The organism is Cupriavidus pampae, assembly GCF_914271485.1.
Lineage (GTDB): Bacteria > Pseudomonadota > Gammaproteobacteria > Burkholderiales > Burkholderiaceae > Cupriavidus > Cupriavidus pampae.
Genome location: NZ_CAJZAG010000003.1, coordinates 508,901 through 528,671, shown reverse-complemented (window position 1 = coordinate 528,671; position 19,771 = coordinate 508,901). Strand labels below are relative to the sequence as shown.

Annotated in this window: 15 protein-coding genes; 7 read left to right on the top strand and 8 right to left on the bottom strand. The window is 65.9% G+C overall.

Translation table 11 applies throughout. The features are described 5' to 3' along the window. Positions 1 to 174 precede the first annotated feature (174 nt). Together LDO41_RS10065 and LDO41_RS10060 are read left to right on the top strand one after the other, a co-directional pair. Complete coding sequence (locus LDO41_RS10065) at positions 175 to 1,932, top strand: glycoside hydrolase family 15 protein (RefSeq protein WP_223987010.1); 1,758 nt, start codon at positions 175 to 177, stop codon at positions 1,930 to 1,932. Positions 1,933 to 2,037: 105 nt separating this feature from the next. After that, positions 2,038 to 3,432: an alpha,alpha-trehalose-phosphate synthase (UDP-forming) gene (locus LDO41_RS10060; protein ID WP_223986019.1), complete on the top strand. Its 1,395-nt coding sequence runs from the start codon at positions 2,038 to 2,040 to the stop codon at positions 3,430 to 3,432. A gap of 203 nt (positions 3,433 to 3,635) precedes the next feature. On the opposite strand, the gene LDO41_RS10055 is transcribed toward LDO41_RS10060, so the two are convergent. From LDO41_RS10055 to LDO41_RS10020, 8 genes are read right to left on the bottom strand one after another with little or no spacing between them, the layout of a single operon-like run. Further along, on the bottom strand, positions 3,636 to 4,232 hold the full coding sequence (locus LDO41_RS10055; RefSeq protein WP_223986017.1) for a nucleotidyltransferase family protein: 597 nt from the start codon (positions 4,230 to 4,232) through the stop codon (positions 3,636 to 3,638). A 4-nt stretch (positions 4,233 to 4,236) separates the two neighbouring features. Further along, complete coding sequence (locus LDO41_RS10050) at positions 4,237 to 5,280, bottom strand: XdhC family protein (protein WP_223986013.1); 1,044 nt, start codon at positions 5,278 to 5,280, stop codon at positions 4,237 to 4,239. Further along, complete coding sequence (locus tag LDO41_RS10045; RefSeq protein ID WP_223986010.1) at positions 5,253 to 5,828, bottom strand: CoxG family protein; 576 nt, start codon at positions 5,826 to 5,828, stop codon at positions 5,253 to 5,255. The genes LDO41_RS10050 and LDO41_RS10045 overlap by 28 nt, the downstream gene beginning before the upstream one ends. After that, positions 5,819 to 7,093 carry a vWA domain-containing protein gene (locus LDO41_RS10040; protein WP_377741857.1) on the bottom strand — a complete coding sequence of 425 codons (1,275 nt, stop codon included), beginning with the start codon at positions 7,091 to 7,093 and terminating at the stop codon, positions 5,819 to 5,821. The genes LDO41_RS10045 and LDO41_RS10040 overlap by 10 nt, the downstream gene beginning before the upstream one ends. Then, positions 7,090 to 7,980, bottom strand: a complete 891-nt coding sequence (locus LDO41_RS10035) for an AAA family ATPase (RefSeq protein ID WP_223986007.1) — start codon at positions 7,978 to 7,980, stop codon at positions 7,090 to 7,092. Before LDO41_RS10035 ends, LDO41_RS10040 begins: the two co-directional genes overlap by 4 nt. A gap of 53 nt (positions 7,981 to 8,033) precedes the next feature. Then, complete coding sequence (locus tag LDO41_RS10030) at positions 8,034 to 8,834, bottom strand: FAD binding domain-containing protein (RefSeq protein WP_223986004.1); 801 nt, start codon at positions 8,832 to 8,834, stop codon at positions 8,034 to 8,036. A 16-nt stretch (positions 8,835 to 8,850) separates the two neighbouring features. Next, entirely contained in the window at positions 8,851 to 11,241 is a 2,391-nt protein-coding gene (locus LDO41_RS10025) for a xanthine dehydrogenase family protein molybdopterin-binding subunit (protein ID WP_223986000.1), read from the bottom strand. 13 nt (positions 11,242 to 11,254) lie between these two features. After that, positions 11,255 to 11,740, bottom strand: coding sequence for a (2Fe-2S)-binding protein (locus tag LDO41_RS10020; protein ID WP_223985997.1), 486 nt, complete (start codon positions 11,738 to 11,740; stop codon positions 11,255 to 11,257). A gap of 278 nt (positions 11,741 to 12,018) precedes the next feature. Between LDO41_RS10020 and LDO41_RS10015 the strand changes: the two genes are divergently transcribed. From LDO41_RS10015 to LDO41_RS09995, 5 genes are all read left to right on the top strand, one after another. Next, positions 12,019 to 12,597 (top strand): YqaA family protein, encoded by a 579-nt coding sequence (locus LDO41_RS10015; RefSeq protein ID WP_223985994.1) that lies wholly within the window; start codon positions 12,019 to 12,021, stop codon positions 12,595 to 12,597. A gap of 145 nt (positions 12,598 to 12,742) precedes the next feature. After that, positions 12,743 to 16,717, top strand: a complete 3,975-nt coding sequence (locus tag LDO41_RS10010) for a DUF3683 domain-containing protein (RefSeq protein ID WP_223985991.1) — start codon at positions 12,743 to 12,745, stop codon at positions 16,715 to 16,717. Positions 16,718 to 16,733: 16 nt separating this feature from the next. Further along, positions 16,734 to 17,189 (top strand): HIT family protein, encoded by a 456-nt coding sequence (locus LDO41_RS10005; RefSeq protein ID WP_223985988.1) that lies wholly within the window; start codon positions 16,734 to 16,736, stop codon positions 17,187 to 17,189. A 194-nt stretch (positions 17,190 to 17,383) separates the two neighbouring features. Further along, positions 17,384 to 19,330, top strand: coding sequence for an ABC transporter ATP-binding protein/permease (locus LDO41_RS10000; RefSeq protein WP_223985985.1), 1,947 nt, complete (start codon positions 17,384 to 17,386; stop codon positions 19,328 to 19,330). 10 nt (positions 19,331 to 19,340) lie between these two features. Then, positions 19,341 to 19,757, top strand: a complete 417-nt coding sequence (locus tag LDO41_RS09995) for a gamma-butyrobetaine hydroxylase-like domain-containing protein (protein ID WP_223985969.1) — start codon at positions 19,341 to 19,343, stop codon at positions 19,755 to 19,757. Positions 19,758 to 19,771 lie beyond the last annotated feature (14 nt).

Sequence of the window (19,771 nt, the reverse complement as noted above, 5' to 3'; positions counted from 1 at the left end):
TCCGACACCACGTTCGGTACCACGTCCGGCAGTCCTGCCAACGAGGCGGCAGGCAGCGCCGCCGCCAGCGCCGCGGCCAGCGCGGCCATCAACGCCAGCATCGCCTCGGAAGCGGCGGTGAACGTCGACAGGGACTGTTCCAGTCGCGTCGCCGATGCTTCGCTCTCGCTCGGCATGATCGGCAACTGCGCGTTTTCGGCGCTGATCGACGGGCGCGGCCGCGTCGTGTGGATGTGCCTGCCGCGCTTCGATGGCGACCCCGTCTTCAATGCGCTACTGGACCCGAGCGACAACGCCGGGCATTTCTCGATCGAGATCGAGGATTTTCAGGAAGCGACACAGTGGTACGAGCCGAACACGGCCGTGCTGCACACGCGGCTGATCGACAAGCACGGCAACTGCCTGGAGATCACCGACTTCGCGCCACGCTTCTTCCGGCTGGGTCGCTATTTCCGGCCGATCACGCTGGTGCGCCGCATTCGTCCGATCCGCGGCGCGCCGCGTGTGCGCGTGACTGTGGCGCCGCGCTTCCAGTGGGGCCGCATCAAGCCCGAAATCACGCGCGGCAGCAGCCATGTGCGTTACGTCGGCGATGGCACCACGCTGCGCATGACCACCGACGCGCCGCTGGCCTACGTGATGTCGAACACGCCGTTCCTCGTCACGCGTGGGTACAACTTCATCCTCGGTCCCGACGAGACGCTCGCGCAGGGCGTGGAAGAAACCGCGCGCGACTTCGAACAGGAGACCACCTCGTACTGGCGCCTGTGGAGCCGCCGCCTGGCGGTACCGCGCGAATGGCAGGACGCGGTGATTCGCGCGGCCATCACGCTCAAGCTGTCGCTGTACGAGGAGACTGGCGCGATCGTCGCGGCCATGACCACGAGCATTCCGGAAGCGCCCGGCAGCGGCCGCAACTGGGACTACCGGTACTGCTGGCTGCGCGACGCGTTCTTTGTGGTGCGCGCGCTCAACAGCCTGTCCGAAGTGGGCACCATGGAGGACTACCTGCGCTGGCTCTCCAACGTGGTGATGCAATCGCAGGACGGGCATATCCAGCCGCTCTATGGCATCGGGCTCGAACGCGAATTGCCCGAAAGCATGCTCGATCATCTCTGCGGCTATCGCGGCATGGGTCCGGTACGCGTGGGCAATCAGGCGCAGGAGCACTTCCAGCACGACGTGTACGGCAACGTGGTGCTCGGCGCGGCGCAGGCCTTTCATGATCACCGGCTTTTGCATCGCGGCGGTGCCGCCGAATTCCACCGGCTCGAGGAAGTGGGCGAGCAGGCCGTGCGTGTGTTCGGCACACCCGATGCCGGTATGTGGGAGTTGCGCACGCGCGCGCGTGTCCATACGTCGTCGGCGCTGATGAGCTGGGCAGCCTGCGACCGGCTCGCGAAGATTGCGCTCAAGCTCGAACAGCCCGCGCGCGCGGTCTACTGGGGCGATCATGCCGATCGCATGAAGACGCAGATCCTGGCCGAGTCGTGGTCCGAGTCGCGCCAGTCGTTTGCCGAGAGCTTCGGCGGCAAGGAGCTCGATGCGAGCGTGCTGCTGATGGCGGAGGTCAATTTCATCGACCCGCGCGACCCGCGTTTCATCGCGACGGTGAAGGCGCTCGAGGATTCGTTATGCGATGGCCCCTATATGCGCCGCTACGAAGCCCCCGATGATTTCGGCAAGCCCGAGACCGCGTTCAATATCTGCACGTTCTGGCGTATCGATGCGCTCGCGCGCATCGGCCGCCGCGACGAGGCGCGCGAGATCTTCGAGGCGATGCTTGCCGCGCGCAATCCGCTCGGCCTGTTGTCCGAGGACACGCATCCGGTCACTGGCGAGATGTGGGGCAATTTCCCGCAGACGTATTCGATGGTCGGCCTGATCAACGGTGCGATGCGCCTGTCCGCGCCGTGGGACACCGTGATCTGAGTCGCGGCGCATTGACAAGGATGTAGCCCGAAGCCTCCCTGGGCCAACCGTAAAACGGGAGCGACCACACGCATTGACGCAGCGAAACGAAACAATAAAGAGCCAATGGGAAGACTTGTAGCGGTATCCAACCGGGTCGCCGATCCGCGCAATCATGCGGCAGGCGGTCTGGCCGTCGCGCTCTCCGAGGCGCTCTCCAAGACTGGCGGCCTGTGGTTTGGCTGGAGCGGCAAAGCCATTGATATCAATCAGGGCGGCACGCCCGGCGAAGGCGAACTCCATCTGCAGCAGGCCGGCAATGTGACGCTGGCCACGGTGGATCTGAGCCGTGAGGATTACGACGCGTACTACCTTGGCTACAGCAACGGCGTGCTATGGCCGGTGTTCCACTATCGTCTGGATCTCGCGGACTTCGACTCCGGTGGCAACCTCAACAGCTACCGGCGCGTGAACCAGCTGTTCGCGCGCAAGCTCGCGCCGCTGCTGAAGCCCGACGATGTGATCTGGATTCACGACTATCACCTGATTCCGCTCGCGGCCGAATTGCGGGCGATTGGCTGTGGGCAGCGCATTGGCTTCTTCCTGCATATCCCGTTGCCGCCGCCGCTGATCCTCGCCGCGATTCCGCAGCACGAATGGCTGATGCGCGCGATGTTCGCGTATGACCTGATTGGCTTCCAGAGTCAGGCCGATGTCGATCATTTCGCGCGCTACGCGCAGGACGAAGCGGGGGCCGAGCCGATGGGCGAGTATCGCTTTCGCGCGTTCCATCGCACCGTGCGTGCGCAGGCGTTTCCGATCGGCATCGACGTGGATGAATTCATCGAACTCGGCAAGGGCGACGATTCGCGCGAGACGTACGAGATGATGCGTGCCCAGTATGCGCGGCGTCGGTTGTTGCTGGGCATCGACCGGCTCGATTATTCGAAGGGTTTGCCGCAACGTCTCAAGGCGTTTCAGACGCTGCTGGCCGAGTATCCGGAGAACCGCGCGAGCGCGACACTGATCCAGATCGCGGCACCGTCGCGGGAGTCGGTCGATGCGTACGCCGATCTGCGGCGCGATATGGAGGGCATTACGGGCGCGATCAACAGCGAGTATGGCGAGCTCGACTGGATGCCGGTGCGCTACATCCACCGCTCGACCGCGCGCAAGCGTTTGCCGGGGCTGTGCCGCGCCAGCAGCGTGGCACTGGTCACGCCGCTGCGTGATGGCATGAACCTGGTGGCCAAGGAGTTTATCGCCGCGCAGGACCCCGACGATCCGGGCGTGCTGGTGCTATCGCGCTTCGCGGGCGCCGCCGAGCAGCTGAAGGAAGCGTTGCTGGTGAATCCATACGACTTCCGCGCAACCGCGCAGGCGATTCAGCAGGCACTGCATATGCCGCTGGCGGAACGCCGCACGCGACATGCCAAACTGCTGGAACGCATTCGCGCGCAGGACGTGCACTGGTGGAGCAGCGAGTTCCTGCGCGCGCTGGCGGAAACGGAAAACGGTTGAAGGGATAGTGGTGGCGGACTGATGCGCCCGCCGCCCTCGCCGTGAACCCTCTCCCGCCGGGAAGGGCAGGCGTGCCGCATGCCCTTGGTTTGCTCCCCTCTCCCTGGAGGGAGAGGGGCCGGGGGAGAGGGTGAAAGGTTAATTAACCCATTGTTTTCTCCCCTCTCCCTCGGGGAGAGGGGCCGGGGGTGAGGGCACACGGGTCAAGCCAGATCCTTGGGCAAATCAATATCCCGAAACGCCCCATCATCCTCGGTAAGGATGCGCGTGACCGGCTGCGTTTTCAGCAGCGCGCGCGCACCTTCATCGCCTTCGAGCTTCAGCAGCTCCTCGCGCCACGCAGCGCCAAAACCTACCGGATGCCCACGTTGTCCATTGCGCCACGGCGCGGCAATCGTGTCGGGTGCGGTAATCGTCAGCGCCACCGCGCGCACCAGCTCGATCGGCAGCCACGGCATATCGGCCAGCGCCACCACCCAGCCGCGCGCGTCCGGGGTCGCGGCCACCGCGTCGCGTAACGCGGCCCCCATGCCAGCTTCCGCCGCGGCGCTTTCGATCACGCGGCAACCGGCATGGCGCAGTTGCGCCGCCAGTTCGTCCTGCCCGGGTCGTACCACCGCAATCGTCGTGGGCAATGCCACGGCCAGCGTGCGCGCACTGCGCCACGCGACCGTGCGGCCGTCGGGCAGCGTCTGTAGCAGCTTGTTGCGCGTGCCGGTGGCATCGAACCGTCGGCCGAAGCCCGCGGCAAGCAGCACGCCCGTGGGCAGGTCCGTGAGGATCAGCGGTGCGGCACTCATGCGCTCAGGCCACCGCCGAGCCGGCGGGCGTAATGGGACATTCCGCCTCGCCCGCCGCGATCTCGCGCGCGGCCTTCGCGCCTTCCACCTGAAGAATGTCCGGCAGCGACACATGATTCTTGGCCGCGATCACCTCGGCCAGAATCGAAATCGCAATCTCGGGCGGCGTGCGACTGCCGATATAAATGCCAACCGGCCCATGCAGACGCGCGAGCTCGGCCTCGGTGACATCGAACTCCTTGAGCCGTTCGCGTCGCGCCTGATTGTTGCGGCGCGAACCCAGCGCGCCAACATAGAACGCTGGCGTATGCAGCGCCTCCATCAACGCCAGATCATCGAGCTTGGGATCATGCGTGAGCGCAATGACCGCGCAACGCTCGTCGAGCCGCATCGCCAGCACGGTATCGTCGGGCATCGTGCGGACCATCGACACGCCCGGAATATCCCACGTCTCGGTGTACTCCTCGCGCGGATCGCACACGGTCACCTGAAACCCCAGCCCCACCGCAATCTGGCACAGATACTTCGAAAGCTGACCCGCGCCGATCACGAGCATGCGATAACGCGGCCCGTGAATCGTCAGCAGCGTGTCGCCGTCGAACCCCAATCCATCGGTGACCTGGGCGGAACCAAGCGTCGCACGCCCCGTGGCCATGTCGAGGCGGCGCGAGACCAGCCGCCCGGACTCCACCGCGGCCAGCAGCTCGCCAATCCCGCTTATGGCCGACAGCGGTTCCGTCACGAGTTCGATCGTGCCACCACACGGCAGCCCGAACCGGTGAGCTTCCTCGGCACTGACGCCGTACTTGACCGCTTCCGGCCGATCGCTGCGAATGCCCTCGCGCCGCACGCGATCGATGATGTCGTCCTCGATACAGCCGCCCGACACCGAGCCTACCACCAGGCCATCGTCACGCACCGCCAGCATCGCGCCTTCAGGCCGCGGCGACGAGCCCCACGTCCGTACCACCGTCACCAGCAACACGCGATGGCCTTCGGCCTGCCACCGCACGCTGCTCTTCAAGGCTTCGAGATCCACGCTGTCCATGATCGTTTCCGCTTCCCTTCCTGTTGCTCTCCGGCGGTAGAGGCGCCATCCGCCTGCCCGCCGGCATCGTTGTCCGTATTTGCCGCTTCCGTGTCCGCTTCCGCATCGCTACCGCTCACCACCTCGGTAAAGCGCACGAAGAAAGTATCGGCCATCTTGCGCGCGGCTGCATCGATCAGCCGCGAGCCGATCTGTGCAATCTTGCCGCCCACCTGCGCGGTCACCGCATAGGTGAGCAGCGTTTCGTCACCATCGGGTGCCAGCGACACCCGCGCCACGCCTTTGCCGAAGCCGGCCGCGCCGCCCTGGCCATCGAACGCGATGGTATAGCTTTCGGGCGGCTGAATATCCTGTAGCGCCATACGGCCTTTGAAACGGGCTTTCACAGGCCCGACCGCCGCCGTCAGCGCCAGCTGCCACGCATTGTCGCCATCGGGCTCGATGCTCTCACATCCGGGGATACATTGCCTGAGCAGTTCAGGGTCATTGAGCGCGGCCCATGCGATGTCGCGCGGCACGGGCAGGCGCTGGGTCTGATTCATTTCCATGATGGCCTCTTCTGGCGTTGTCTATCCGCCTTGATGTGATCCGTGGGGTGATCCGTTGTGCGATCCGTGGCGTGCGCGAGCAGCGTCTCCAGCTGCAGCAGGCTGTCCAGGTTGTGCGCGGCGCGCAGCGCATCCACATGCGGCAGGATGGCCTGCATGCCGCGCGCCTGTGGCGAAAACCCGGCATAGCGCAGCAGCGGATTGAGCCACACGATGCGATGCGCAAAGCGCGCGAGCCGCGCCATCTCGGCGTCGAGCAGGTCGATGTCCTCTAAGTCGATACCGTCGGTCACGAGCAGCACCGTGGCGCGTCCCGACAACGTGCGCCGCGCCCAGTGCCGGTTGAACTCGGCCAGCGCGGTGCCGATGCGCGTGCCACCGGCCCAGTCGCGCACCTGTTCGGTGATCAGCCGCACCGCATCGTCGGGGTCACGCTCGCGCAGCGCGCGCGTGACATTGGTCAGGCGCGTGCCAAACAGAAACACATGCATCCGCTCGCGCGACTGCATCAGCGCGTGGCAGAAGTAGAGCACCGCGCGCGAGTACTGGCTCATCGAGCCCGAGATATCGAGCAACAGCACGATCGGCAGCTTGCGCTCGGCATGCTGGCGATACTTCCAGCGCAGCCATTCGCCATGCTGGCGCACCGCAAGCTTTGCACTCGCGCGCAGATCCGCGTGCGTACCGTGGGTGGCCGCGCGCAGACGACGCGTGCGCTGCAGACCCAGATGCGCGCGCCGCGTGCGAATCAGATGCTGCAATGCGCGCCATTCCTCGGCATCGAGCGTTTCGAAGTCGCGCTGCGCCAGGCGCTCCTGCGCGGAGAACGTCAACGGTATGGCGATGCGCTCTTCCGCGGCGGGCGGCTGCGGCCGCGGTGGCGCCTCGGGTGTGCGCGCGGCCAACGCATCGGCCAGACGGTTGCTGCGTCGTGGCGGCGGGGCACCGGCATCCACGCGTGGCAGCAGCAGCGCGCGCAGCTTGCCCTCCCAGTCGGGGTCGCGCCAGAACAGATCGAAGGCCGCGTCGAAAAGCGGACGCTGATCGGGGCCCGACAACGTCAGCGCCGCCAGCGCCGCGCGCACCTCGTCGCGCTGGCCGATCTCGACGTGCCGCAGCGCCTCGAGCGCATCCACCGCATGCGCGGGCGATAGCCCAAAGCCCGCGTCGCGCAGCAGCCGCATGAAATGCGTGACGTTGCGCGCCAGCATGGGCAAGGCAATGCCATCCGCGGGTTCACGCGCACGCGCATCCATGCCGGTCATGAGGCGGGCCGCGCGAGCAGGTCGGCGATGGTCGGCCCATCGGCGCGCGCCAGATCGTCCTGATACTTGAGCAGCACGCCCAACGTGTCGCGTACCGACTGTGGATCGAGCTCCGTGACGCCCAGCGTCGCCAGCGCGCGGCACCAGTCGATGGCTTCGGCGATGCCCGGCGCCTTGAACAGGTCGATGCCGCGCAGGCGATGCACGAAATCGATGGCCTGCTGCTGCAGTGCGGCGGCGGCTTCGGGCGCACGCGCGGCCACGATCTGCAACTCGCGCTCGCGGCCCGGATAACCCATCCATTGATACAGGCAGCGCCGCTTGAGCGCGTCATGCACCTCGCGCGTGCGATTGGAGGTGGCGATGATCAACGGCGGCCGTTCGGCGCGCACGGTGCCGATCTCGGGAATCGACACCTGATAGTCGGCCAGCACTTCGAGCAGAAACGCCTCGAACGGTTCGTCGGCGCGATCGATCTCGTCGATCAACAGCACGCGCGGCACGTTTGGCGCGGCTGCATCGGGCAGCAGCGACTCCAGCAGGGGCCGCTTGAGCAGGAAATCGTCGTGATAGAGCGACTGCTGCGCGGGCCGTTCGCCGCGCGCTTCGGCCAGTCGCAGCGCCATGATCTGGCGCGGATAGTCCCACTCGTAGAGCGCGCTCGCGATATCGAGGCCCTCGTAGCACTGCAGGCGCAGCAGCCGCGTGCCGAGTCCGTCCGCCATCGCCTGCGCGAGCGCGGTCTTGCCCACGCCGGGCTCGCCTTCGAGGAAGAGCGGCCGCTGCATGCGCAGCGCAAGGTAGACCACAGTGGCCGTCTCGCGATCGGCAAAGTATTGCTGACGCGCCAGCAGCGCGATCGTGTCGTCGATGGAAGCAGGCAGCATAGGCGTAGCCGATTATGTCCCCCTCTCCCACCGGGAGAGGGGTGCAACCGCAACTATCCCTTCAACGCCTGTTCCACCGCACGGCTCGCGAGCACCGGGATCAGGTGCGCGCGATACTCGGCCGATGCATGCAGGTCCGCGCCGAGCCCCGACGGGTCCATGCGCACCGCGCGCGCCGCGGCCGGGGTGAACGCGGCACACAGGGCCTGCTCCAGCGCGGGCGCGCGAAACACCTTGTCGGCCGCGCCGGTCACCGCTACGCGCACGGTCTTGCCGGTGCGCGCCACCATCACGCCGACCAGCGCAAAGCGCGACGCCGGATTGCGGAATTTCACGTAGGCCGCCTGATCAGGCTGCGGAAACCGCACCGCGGTGATCAGCTCGTCGGGCGAGAGCGCCGTCTCGAACAGGCCTTTGAAGAAATTGTCCGCGGCGATATTGCGCCGATCCGTGACGATGATCGCGTTGAGCGCGAGCACCGCCGCCGGATAGTCCGCGGCCGGATCGTCATTGGCCAGCGAGCCGCCGAGCGTGCCCATCGCGCGCACCTGCCGATCGCCAATGCCATTGGCGAGCACGGCAAGCGCCGGAATGCGGCGCATGACCTCTGGGTTGCTGGCCACATCGGCATGGCGCGCGGCGGCGCCGATCACCAGTTCGTCCCCCTCCATGCGAATCGCCGACATGCCCGGGATCCGCGTGACGTCGATCAGCGTGGAAGGCGAAGCCAGCCGCAGCTTCATCGAGGCCAGCAGGCTTTGCCCGCCACCGAGGAAGCGCGCCTCGCCGTCGGCCTTCAACATATCCACGGCCGCCTTGGCATCGGCCGCGCGTTCGTACTGGAATGCGTACATGTCGTGCTCCTTTCGCTCAGGCGGTAGTGGACTGCTGCGCGGCACGCTGGATCGCTTGCCACACACGGTGAGGGGTCGCCGGCATCTGGATATCGCGCACGCCCAGCGGCGAGAGCGCATCGACCAGCGCGTTGATAAACGCCGGCGGCGAACCGATCGCGCCGGCCTCGCCGCAACCCTTCACGCCCAGCGGGTTGTGCGTGCATGGCGTGCCCTTGGCGGTCTCCACGGTAAAGTCCGGCAGATCGCCCGCGCGCGGCATTGCATAGTCCATATACGAGCCGGTCAGCAACTGGCCGCTGTCCTCGTCGTACACGCACTGCTCGAGCATCGCCTGGCCCAGTCCCTGGCCAATGCCACCGTGGACCTGCCCTTCGACGATCATCGGGTTGATCACGTTGCCGAAGTCATCCACCGCGGTAAAGCGCACCACCTGCGACTCGCCGGTATCCGCGTCGACCTCCACCTCGCAGATATACGCGCCCGATGGATACGTGAAGTTGGTCGGATCGTAGAACGCGTTTTCGTTGAGGCCCGGTTCGAGTTTGTCTAGCGGATAGTTGTGCGGCACGTAAGCCGTCAGTGCCACCTCGCCGAACGTCTTGGTGCGATCGGTGCCGGCCACGCGGAACACGCCGTCACTGAACTCGATATCGACATCGGACGCCTCCAGCAGATGCGCGGCAATCTTCTTCGCCTTGGCTTCCACCTTGTCGAGCGCCTTCATGATCGCCGAGCCGCCCACCGCGAGCGAGCGTGAACCGTAGGTGCCCATGCCGAACGGCACGCGGCCGGTATCGCCGTGCACGATCTCCACCGCGTCCAGCGCGATGCCGAGCCGGTCCGCGACAATCTGCGCGAAGGTGGTCTCGTGCCCCTGGCCATGGCTGTGGGACCCCGTGAACACGGTCACGGTGCCAGTCGGATGCACGCGGATCTCGCCCACCTCGAACAGTCCCGCGCGCGCCCCGAGCGCGCCCGCGACATTCGATGGCGCCAGCCCGCACGCCTCGATGTAGCACGAGTAACCGAGCCCACGCAGCTTGCCGCGCTGCTTCGATGCCTCGCGCCGCGCCGGGAAGCCCGCCACGTCGGCGAGTTCCTGCGCGCGCGCCAGACAAGGCTCGTAGTCGCCGGTGTCGTAGGTCAGCCCCACCGGGGTCGCATACGGAAACTCGCGGATAAAGTTCTTGCGGCGCAGTTCGGCCGGATCGGTCCCGAGCTCGCGCGCGGCGGTCTCGACCAGCCGCTCCACCACGTACGTGGCCTCGGGCCGGCCCGCGCCGCGATACGCGTCGACGGGCGCGGTGTTGGTGAACACCGCGTGCACTTCCGCATAGATCGCCGGCGTCGCATATTGGCCGGCCAGCAGCGTCGCATACAGGATGGTCGGCACACTGCTCGCGAACGTGGACAGATACGCGCCCATATTGGCGACGGTATGCACGCGCATCGCAAGGAAATGGCCATCGGCATCGATCGCGAGCTCGGCACGCGTCACGTGGTCGCGGCCGTGGGCGTCGGTCAGGAACGACTCCGACCGATCGGCGGTCCATTTGACCGGGCGGCCGATTTTCTTCGAGGCCCACGTCAGCGCGACATCCTCCGGATACAGGAAGATTTTCGAGCCGAAGCCGCCGCCGACGTCGGGCGCGATGATGCGCAGCCGGGACTCGGGCAGGCCGAGCACGAACGCACCCATCAGCAGGCGCTCGACGTGAGGATTCTGGTTGGCCACGTAGACCGTGTAGCTGTCGTCCTGGCGCTGATAGCTGGCATTGACCGCGCGCGGCTCGATCGCATTCGGAATCAGCCGGTTGTTGACGATCTCCAGCGTGGTCACATGCGCGGCCCTGGCGAACGCCGCATCGGTCGCCGCCTTGTCGCCGTGGCCCCACGTGTAGCACGTGTTGTCGGGCACGTCGTCATGGACCAGCGTCTGCGACTGCGCGGCGGAGGCCGGCGCCACCACCGCGGGCAATGGCTCGTAGTCGACGTCCACTTTCTCGGCCGCGTCACGCGCCTGCTGCAGCGTCTCGGCAATCACCACGGCCACCTGGTCGCCCACGTGGCGCGCTTTGCCATGCGCGAGCGCCGGATGTGGCGGCTCCTTCATTGGCGTGCCGTCGATGCTGTGGATCAGCCAGCCACAGGGCAGGCCGCCGACCTTGTCGGCTGCCATATCCTCGCCGGTGAGCACGGCGATTACGCCGGGCGCGGCCAGTGCTTCGGTAGTGTCGATCGAGCGGATGCGCGCATGCGCATGCGGCGAGCGCACGAAACATGCATAGCTCTGGTGCGCCAGCACGATGTCGTCGGTGTACTGGCCGTTGCCGGTCAGGAAGCGATAGTCTTCCTTGCGCCGGACCGGCGTGCCGATCAGCGGGTGTCTCTCGGGTGCGTTCATGGCGTCGCTCCCCTTATTCCGCCGCGACCGGCGCTTGCATCATGGCCTGCCCCTGCTGCACCGCGCGCACGATGTTGTGATATCCGGTGCAGCGGCACAGGTTGCCCTCGAGCTGTTCGCGGATCGCCTGGGCATCGGCATTGGGCCGCTCGCGCAGCAGCGCGGTGGCGGCCATGACCATGCCGGGCGTGCAGAAGCCGCATTGCAGGCCGTGGCACTCCCGGAACGCTTCCTGCATCGGGTGCAGTTCGCCGTGGTCCGACAAGCCCTCGATCGTGGTCACCTGCATGCCGTCCGCCTGCACCGCAAGCAGGTTGCAGGCCTTGACCGCGCGGCCGTCCATATGCACCGTGCACGCGCCGCACTGCGCCGTGTCGCAACCCACATGGGTGCCGGTCAGACGCAGGGTTTCACGCAGGAACTGGACGAGGAGGGTGTGAGGTTCGACCTGCGCGTCAACGGGCTTGCCATTGACCGTCAGGCGGATCGGAATCGCCATGCTTGTCTCCATGTGGGTGACGCGCATGGCCAATACCGGCATCCCAAACACATGACTGCGCGGGACTGGCCACGACGCTGTACTGCCGCTTGGTTGCTACGGCTATTTCGTGATATTGGTGCTTGCCGGGTGATGAGCGGTGAACGTTTGACCGCAACTGGCTCTAACAGTTAATCACAAATTGCACGGTATCGCTATGAGTGTTGCTCACCGTTTGGGCACCTCGATGTGTGGCGGCGAACCTCCCGTGCCACCTGTATTCAGCCGGTATTTCTTATATGGAAGCGTTCCTCGATTCGCTGCTCGGCATGGTGGCCCTCCCGAAGGTGGGGCTGCCGGCAATCTTCCTGATCAGCCTGATTTCGGCCACGCTGCTGCCGCTCGGCTCCGAGCCGGCGGTGTTCGGCTATATCAAGCTGAACCCGGACATGTTCTGGCCCGCGATCCTCGTCGCGACGGCCGGAAATACGATTGGTGGGGCGATCGACTGGTGGCTCGGCTATTGGGCCAAGCTCGCGCTCGTGCGCTACCACCTGCGGCGCCAGCACCGGCAGCACGAGGCCGAGCACGCCCAGCATCAGCGCCATCCCCGCAAGCCGCGCAAGCCCGCGCTGGACGCCAAATACTTTCGCTGGATGCGCCGGCTCGGTCCGCCGACACTGCTGCTGTCGTGGTTGCCTGTTGTTGGTGATCCATTGTGCACATTGGCCGGCTGGCTTCGTCTGTCGTTCTGGCCGAGCCTCGGTTACATGGCGATTGGCAAGTTTTTGCGCTATCTGGCCATGACGGGCAGTCTGCTATGGATCCCCGACAGCTTCTGGCATAGCATCGGCAACACCCTGAAGGCGTGGTTCTGACCGGCCCGAATGCCCCTTGTTGCAGTGCGGGATAAACAGGAAAGACCGCCCCAACAAGGGGCGGAGGGAGGGGGGTTGAAGTACAATCGCGCTTCAACGAATAAATGCGCACTGTCCCCGTGCGCCCGCAGGAAGCGGTCCCGCCATGAACGCCCCACTCGTGCTAGACGCCAAGCTCGCCGCGCAGGACACCGCTCCGCGCCTGCGAGAGATCCCCTATAACTACACGTCCTTTTCCGACCGCGAGATCGTCATCCGCCTGTTGGGCGAGGAAGCCTGGCGCATTCTCCACGAGCTGCGCAGCGAGCGCCGTACCGGTCGATCGGCACGGATGCTGTACGAAGTGCTGGGCGATATCTGGGTGGTGCGCCGCAACCCGTATCTGCAGGACGACCTGCTCGAAAATCCCAAGCGCCGCCAGATGCTGGTGGGCGCGCTGCACCATCGGCTGGGCGAGATCGAGAAGCGTCGCGCGGCGGATCGCGCCGAGCATGCCGAGCCGGCCGCCGAGGATCGCTCGCACCGCGTGGAGCAACTGGTTGCGTTCGCGCGGCAGGCGATCGAGGCCTTCCAGCAGGAATTCGCCGACGCCTATGATCTGCGCAAGCGCGCGCAGCGCGTGCTGGGCCGCGTCACGCAGAAGGACAACATCAAGTTCGATGGATTGTCGCGCGTCTCGCACGTGACCGACGCCACCGACTGGCGCGTGGAATATCCGTTCGTGGTGCTCACGCCGGACACCGAGGAAGAGATCGCTGGCCTGGTGAAGGGTTGCTTCGAACTCGGCCTGACCATCATCCCGCGCGGCGGCGGCACCGGTTATACCGGTGGCGCGGTGCCGCTGACGCCGTTCTCGGCGGTCATCAACACCGAAAAGCTCGAGCAGCTGGGGCCGGTCGAGCAGACCGATCTGCCGGGCGTGGCGCACAAGGTAGCGACCATCTTCTCTGGCGCGGGCGTGGTCACGCGCCGCGTGGCGGATGCCGCCGACAAGGCGGGCCTCGTGTTCGCGGTGGATCCGACCTCGATCGATGCCTCGTGCATCGGCGGCAACGTCGCCATGAACGCCGGCGGCAAGAAGGCCGTGCTGTGGGGCACCGCACTCGACAATCTCGCGTGGTGGCGCATGGTCGATCCCGAGGGCAACTGGCTCGAGATCACGCGCATGGACCACAACCTCGGCAAGATTCACGATGTGCCGGTGGCGACGTTCGAGTTGCAGTGGTCGGACGGCAACCGCGCGCCCGGCGAAAAGCCGCTGCGCAAGGAGACGCTGGCGATCGAAGGCCGCAAGTTCCGCAAGGAAGGCCTTGGCAAGGACGTCACCGACAAGTTCCTCGCGGGTCTGCCCGGCGTGCAGAAGGAAGGTTGCGACGGCATCATCACGAGCGCGCGCTGGATCCTGCATCGCATGCCGAAGCACATCCGCACGGTCTGCCTGGAGTTCTTCGGCCAGCCGCGCGATGGCATTCCGAGCATCGTCGAGATCAAGAACTTCCTCGATAGCGAATCGAAGCGCGCGGGCGGCGCCATCCTGGCCGGCCTCGAGCATCTGGACGAGCGCTATCTGCGCGCGGTGGGCTACGCCACCAAGAGCAAGCGCAATGCGTTCCCGAAGATGGTGCTGATCGGCGATATCGTCGGCGACGACGAGGACTCGGTCGCGCATGCCACGTCGGAAGTGATCCGCATGGCTAACGGCAAGAGCGGCGAAGGCTTCGTCGCGGTGAGCCCCGAGGCGCGCAAGAAGTTCTGGCTCGACCGTTCGCGCACGGCCGCGATCGCGCGCCATACCAATGCGTTCAAGATCAACGAAGACGTCGTGATTCCGCTGCCGCGCATGGGCGAATACACGGACGGCATCGAACGCATCAATATCGAACTGTCGATCAAGAACAAGCTCAAGCTCACCGATGCGCTCGAGCAATTCTTCGCGCGCGGCAACCTGCCGCTGGGCCGCAGCGACGACGCCAACGAGATTCCGAGCGCCGAGCTGCTCGAGGACCGCGTGCAGCACGCGCTGACGCTGCTGCGCGAGATCCGCGCGCGCTGGCTTTATCTGCAGGACCACATGGACACGCCGCTCGGCGACGCGCGCGCGTCGCTGATCGCTCACGGCCTTGGCTTGCTCGGTCCGGCGTTCGAGCAACGCCTGGAACAGCAGCCCGATGCCACCGTGTTCCACCTGCTGCAGGACCGCACCATTCGCGTGTCGTGGAAGGCGGAGATTCGCGCCGAGCTGCGCAAGATCTTCAACGGCGGCGAGTTCAAGCCGATCCTCGACGAGGCGCAGAAGATCCACAAGCAGGTGCTGCGCGGCCGCGTCTTCGTGGCGCTGCACATGCACGCCGGCGACGGCAACGTGCACACGAACCTCCCGGTCAATTCGGACGACTACGACATGCTGCAGGACGCGCACCGCGCGGTGGCCCGCATCATGGCGCTCGCGCGTTCGCTGGACGGCGTGATCTCGGGCGAGCACGGCATCGGCATCACCAAGCTCGAGTTCCTGACCGAGGACGAGATTGGCGACTTCCGCGCCTACAAGCAGCGCGTCGACCCGCAGGGACGTTTCAACAAGGGCAAGCTGCTGCCGGGCGCCGACCTCCGCAATGCGTACACGCCGTCGTTCGGCCTGATGGGACACGAGTCCATCATCATGCAGCAGAGCGATATCGGCGCGATCGCCGAGAGCGTGAAGGACTGCCTGCGTTGCGGCAAGTGCAAGCCGGTTTGCGCCACGCACGTGCCGCGCGCGAACCTGCTGTACAGCCCGCGCAACAAGATCCTCGCGACATCGCTGCTGATCGAAGCGTTCCTGTACGAAGAGCAGACGCGCCGAGGCGTGTCGATCAAGCACTGGGACGAGTTCTCGGACGTGGCCGACCATTGCACCGTGTGCCACAAGTGCGCGACGCCGTGCCCGGTGAAGATCGACTTCGGCGACGTGTCGATGAACATGCGCAATCTGCTGCGCAAGATGGGCCAGAAGAAGTTCAACCCTGGCACCGCAGCCTCGATGTTCTTCCTGAACGCGACCAATCCGCAGACCATCAACCTGACGCGCTCGGCAATGATCGGGCTCGGCTACAAGGCGCAGCGCCTCGGCAACGAGGTGTTGAAGAAGTTCGCGCGCAAGCAGACGCAGCATCCGCCCGCGACGGTCGGCAAGCCGCCCGTGCAGGAGCAGGTGATCCACTTCATCAACAAGAAGATGCCGGGCAACCTGCCCAAGAAGACCGCGCGCGCGCTGCTCGATATCGAAGACAACGAGATCGTGCCGATCATCCGCAATCCGAAGACCACGTCGTCGGATACGGAGGCGGTGTTCTACTTCCCGGGCTGCGGTTCGGAGCGGCTGTTCTCGCAGGTGGGATTGGCCACGCAGGCAATGCTGTGGCACGTCGGCGTGCAGACCGTGTTGCCGCCAGGTTACCTGTGCTGCGGTTATCCGCAGCGCGGCAACGGCCAGTTCGACAAGGCCGAGAAGATGGTCAGCGACAACCGCGTGCTGTTCCATCGCGTGGCCAATACGCTCAACTACCTCGACATCAAGACCGTCGTGGTGAGCTGCGGCACGTGCTACGACCAGCTGGCCGGATACGAGTTCGACAAGATCTTCCCGGGCTGCCGCATCATCGATATCCACGAGTATCTGCTCGAGAAGGGCGTGAAGCTCGAGGGTGTGACCGGCACGCGCTACATGTACCACGATCCGTGCCATACGCCGATCAAGACCATGGACCCGACCAAGCTCGTCAACGAGCTGATGGGCGGCAACGAGGGCGGCGGCAAGATCGAGAAGAACGAGCGCTGCTGCGGGGAATCGGGCACGCTCGCGGTGTCGCGTCCGGACGTCTCGACGCAGATCCGCTTCCGCAAGGAAGAAGAGATGCGCAAGGGCGCCGACAAGCTGCGCACCGAGGGCTTCGAGGGCGACGTCAAGATCCTGACCAGCTGCCCGTCGTGCCTGCAGGGCCTGTCGCGTTACAACGAGGATGCCTCGATGTCGGCCGACTACATCGTGGTGGAGATGGCCAAGCACCTGCTGGGCGAGAACTGGCTGCCGGAGTATGTGCAGCGCGCCAACGCCGGCGGTATCGAGCGCGTCCTCGTATAAGGCATGTTCAACGCCCATGACCCTGGCCCACCCTACCCGGACCCATATCCCGAACTGCCCCCTGTGCGCAGCCGATGGCGGCGAGCTGGTCTGGATGGGAGACCGCGCCCGGCTGATTCTGGTCGAGCATGACCGGTTTCCGGGGTTCTGCCGCATCGTGTGGAACGATCATGTGGCCGAGCTCTCGGACCTCGACGACGCCGACCAGGCGTGGCTGATGCGCCTGGTCGCGCGCGTGGAGCGCGTGGTGCGCGAGGTCATGACGCCCGACAAGGTGAATCTGGCCGCGTTCGGCAACATGGTGCCGCACCTGCACTGGCACATCATCCCGCGCTATCTCTGGGATACCCACTTCCCGGAAGCCATCTGGGCCGCGCCGCAGCGCGCGGCGGACGCCACGCGCATTGCCGAGCTCGCCAGCCGGCTGCCGGCGCTGCGCACCGCGCTGTCGGTGCCCGACGATGGGGAATAGGCAACCGTGCCCCGCGACAAAGCTCGGGGCAAGCGGTTAAGCGCCATTTAAGTCTTCGCGCGTAAGGTAAAGCCAGGGAGTCCCGTGGAGCGACCGCGGGGCAACCTTCGTTGCCGCTACCTGTCACACTGCGATGGTCGAGCTCCACGCACGATCTCAACGATCTCACCAATAACAACGAGGCCTGCCCGCTCATGTCGAACGTCACGCCATCCTCCGCCACCGTGCCGGGCCCTGCCGTACCCGCCCAGGCCTTGAGGAACCAGAGCCAGCTGCGCCTTGCGGCCACCTGGGACCTGATCAAGCCGTACTGGAAGTCCGACGACCGCAAGGCCGGCCTCGGCCTGCTGGCACTGGTGGTCGCGCTGAACCTGGCCATCGTCTATATCAACGTGCTGCTCAACGAGTGGAACCGTGTGTTCTACAACGCGCTGGAGCAACGCGACTTCGTCTCGTTCAAGACGCTGCTGATCCGCTTCTCGTGGATCGCGGGCTGCTTTATCGTGCTGGCGATCTCGCGCCAGTACTACCAGATGATGCTGCAGATGCGCTGGCGGACGTGGATGACCGGCACCTTCATGGACCGCTGGCTCGGCCATCAGGCGTACTACCGCATCGAGCAGACGCATTCGACCGACAACCCCGACCAGCGGATCGCCGACGACCTGCGCCAGTTCACCGACGGCGCGCTGACGCTGTCGATGGGCCTGCTGAACTCGGTGGTCACGCTGATCTCGTTCGTGGGCATCCTGTGGGCCGTCTCGGGTCCGATCACGCTCGCGCTCGGCGGCACGCCGATCGAGATCCCCGGGTACATGGTGTGGTTCGCGGTGGGCTACGCGGTGATCGGCTCGGTGATCGCGCACTTCGTGGGGCGCCCGCTGATCGGCCTGTCGTTCCAGCAGGAACAATACGAGGCAAATTTCCGTTTCATGCTCGTGCGGCTGCGCGAGAACAGCGAGCCGGTTGCGCTGTACAAGGGCGAGCCCACCGAGCAGGCCGGCCTGCGCGCGCGCTTCGAACGCATTCGCGCGAACTGGAACCAGTTGATGCGCTATACGCGGCGGCTCACGTTTGTCACGTCGGGCTACGCGCAGTTCGCGATCATCTTCCCGATTCTCGTCGCCGCGCCGCGCTACTTCGCCAACAAGCTCACGCTCGGCGGCCTGATGCAGATCGGTTCGGCCTTCGGTCAGGTGCAGGGCGCGCTGTCGTGGTTCGTTGACAGTTATGCGACGCTGGTGGGCTGGAAGGCCGCCGCCAACCGTCTGATCGACTTCCAATGCGCGATGCGGCTGGCCGAACGCGCGGAAGCCGCAATGCATGGCGCGCCGGGGGCGCCGCAGGAAAAACGTCAGGACATCGAAGTGGTGGACGGGCAGGGCGACGCGATGGCGATCGAAGCGCTTGCGCTGGCCTTGCCGGTGCGCGGTGGCGGCAGCGTCGACGAAGAAGGCGTCGGCCCGGTTGCGCATCCGGTCGAGCGCCCGCTGGTGGCGCCGTTCTCGCTGACCATCGGCCGCGGCGAACGCTGGCTCGTCAGCGGGCCGTCGGGTTGCGGCAAGAGCGTGCTGTTCCGAGCGCTGGCGGGCATCTGGCCGTATGGCAGCGGTCGTGTCGCGCGTCCCGACGCGCGTCTGCTGTTCCTGCCGCAGCGCAGCTATCTGCCGATCGGCACGCTCGCGGACGCGCTGTCGTATCCGGACGCGGGCACCGTGCATGATCGCGAGACGCTGCGCCGCGTGCTGCGCGAGGCCCGCCTCGCCATGCTGGCTGATCATCTGGATACCTTCGACAACTGGTCGCTGCGCCTGTCGCCGGGCGAGCAGCAACGGCTCGCGTTCGCGCGCGCGCTGCTGCAGAGGCCCGATTACCTGTTCCTCGACGAGGCCACGAGCGCGCTCGACGAGGAAACCGAGGGCGCGATGTATCGCCTGATGGTGGACACGTTGCCGAACGCGACCATCGTCAGCATCGCGCACCGCAGCACGGTGGCGGCGTTCCACGACCGGCGCCTGCGTTATGTGCCGGTAGACGGCGCACCTGGCTATCGTGAAGGCCAAGATGAAAGTGGCGCGGGGCCGCGGGATGGGCAAGCCATTGGGGGTGGAGTAAGCTATCGGGTCGTACAGGAAGCTTGATCCCCACTATATGGCCGGACTAGAGAAAGATACCCCGCACCCCACCGCGCTTACCGTTCACACGCAGTCGCGCGTGCTTGAAATCGGCTTCGACAACGGCCGCACCTACCGGCTGCCGTTCGAGTTGCTGCGTGTGTGCTCGCCCTCGGCCGAAGTGCAGGGGCACGGCCCGGGCCAGGAGACGCTGCAGACCGGCAAGCGCCACGTCGGCGTCGCCGCCGTGGAGCCGGTGGGCAACTATGCGATCCTGATCCGCTTCGACGACGGTCACGAGACCGGCATCTACTCGTGGGACCTGCTGCACCGCCTGGGCGATCAGCAGGACACCGTGTGGAACGATTACCTGAAGCGTCTCGAGGCCGCCGGCCTCGACCGCGATGCACCGATGGCCGCGCCGGGCGGTCATGCCTGCGGCCATCATCATTGAATAGCTGGAGTTCT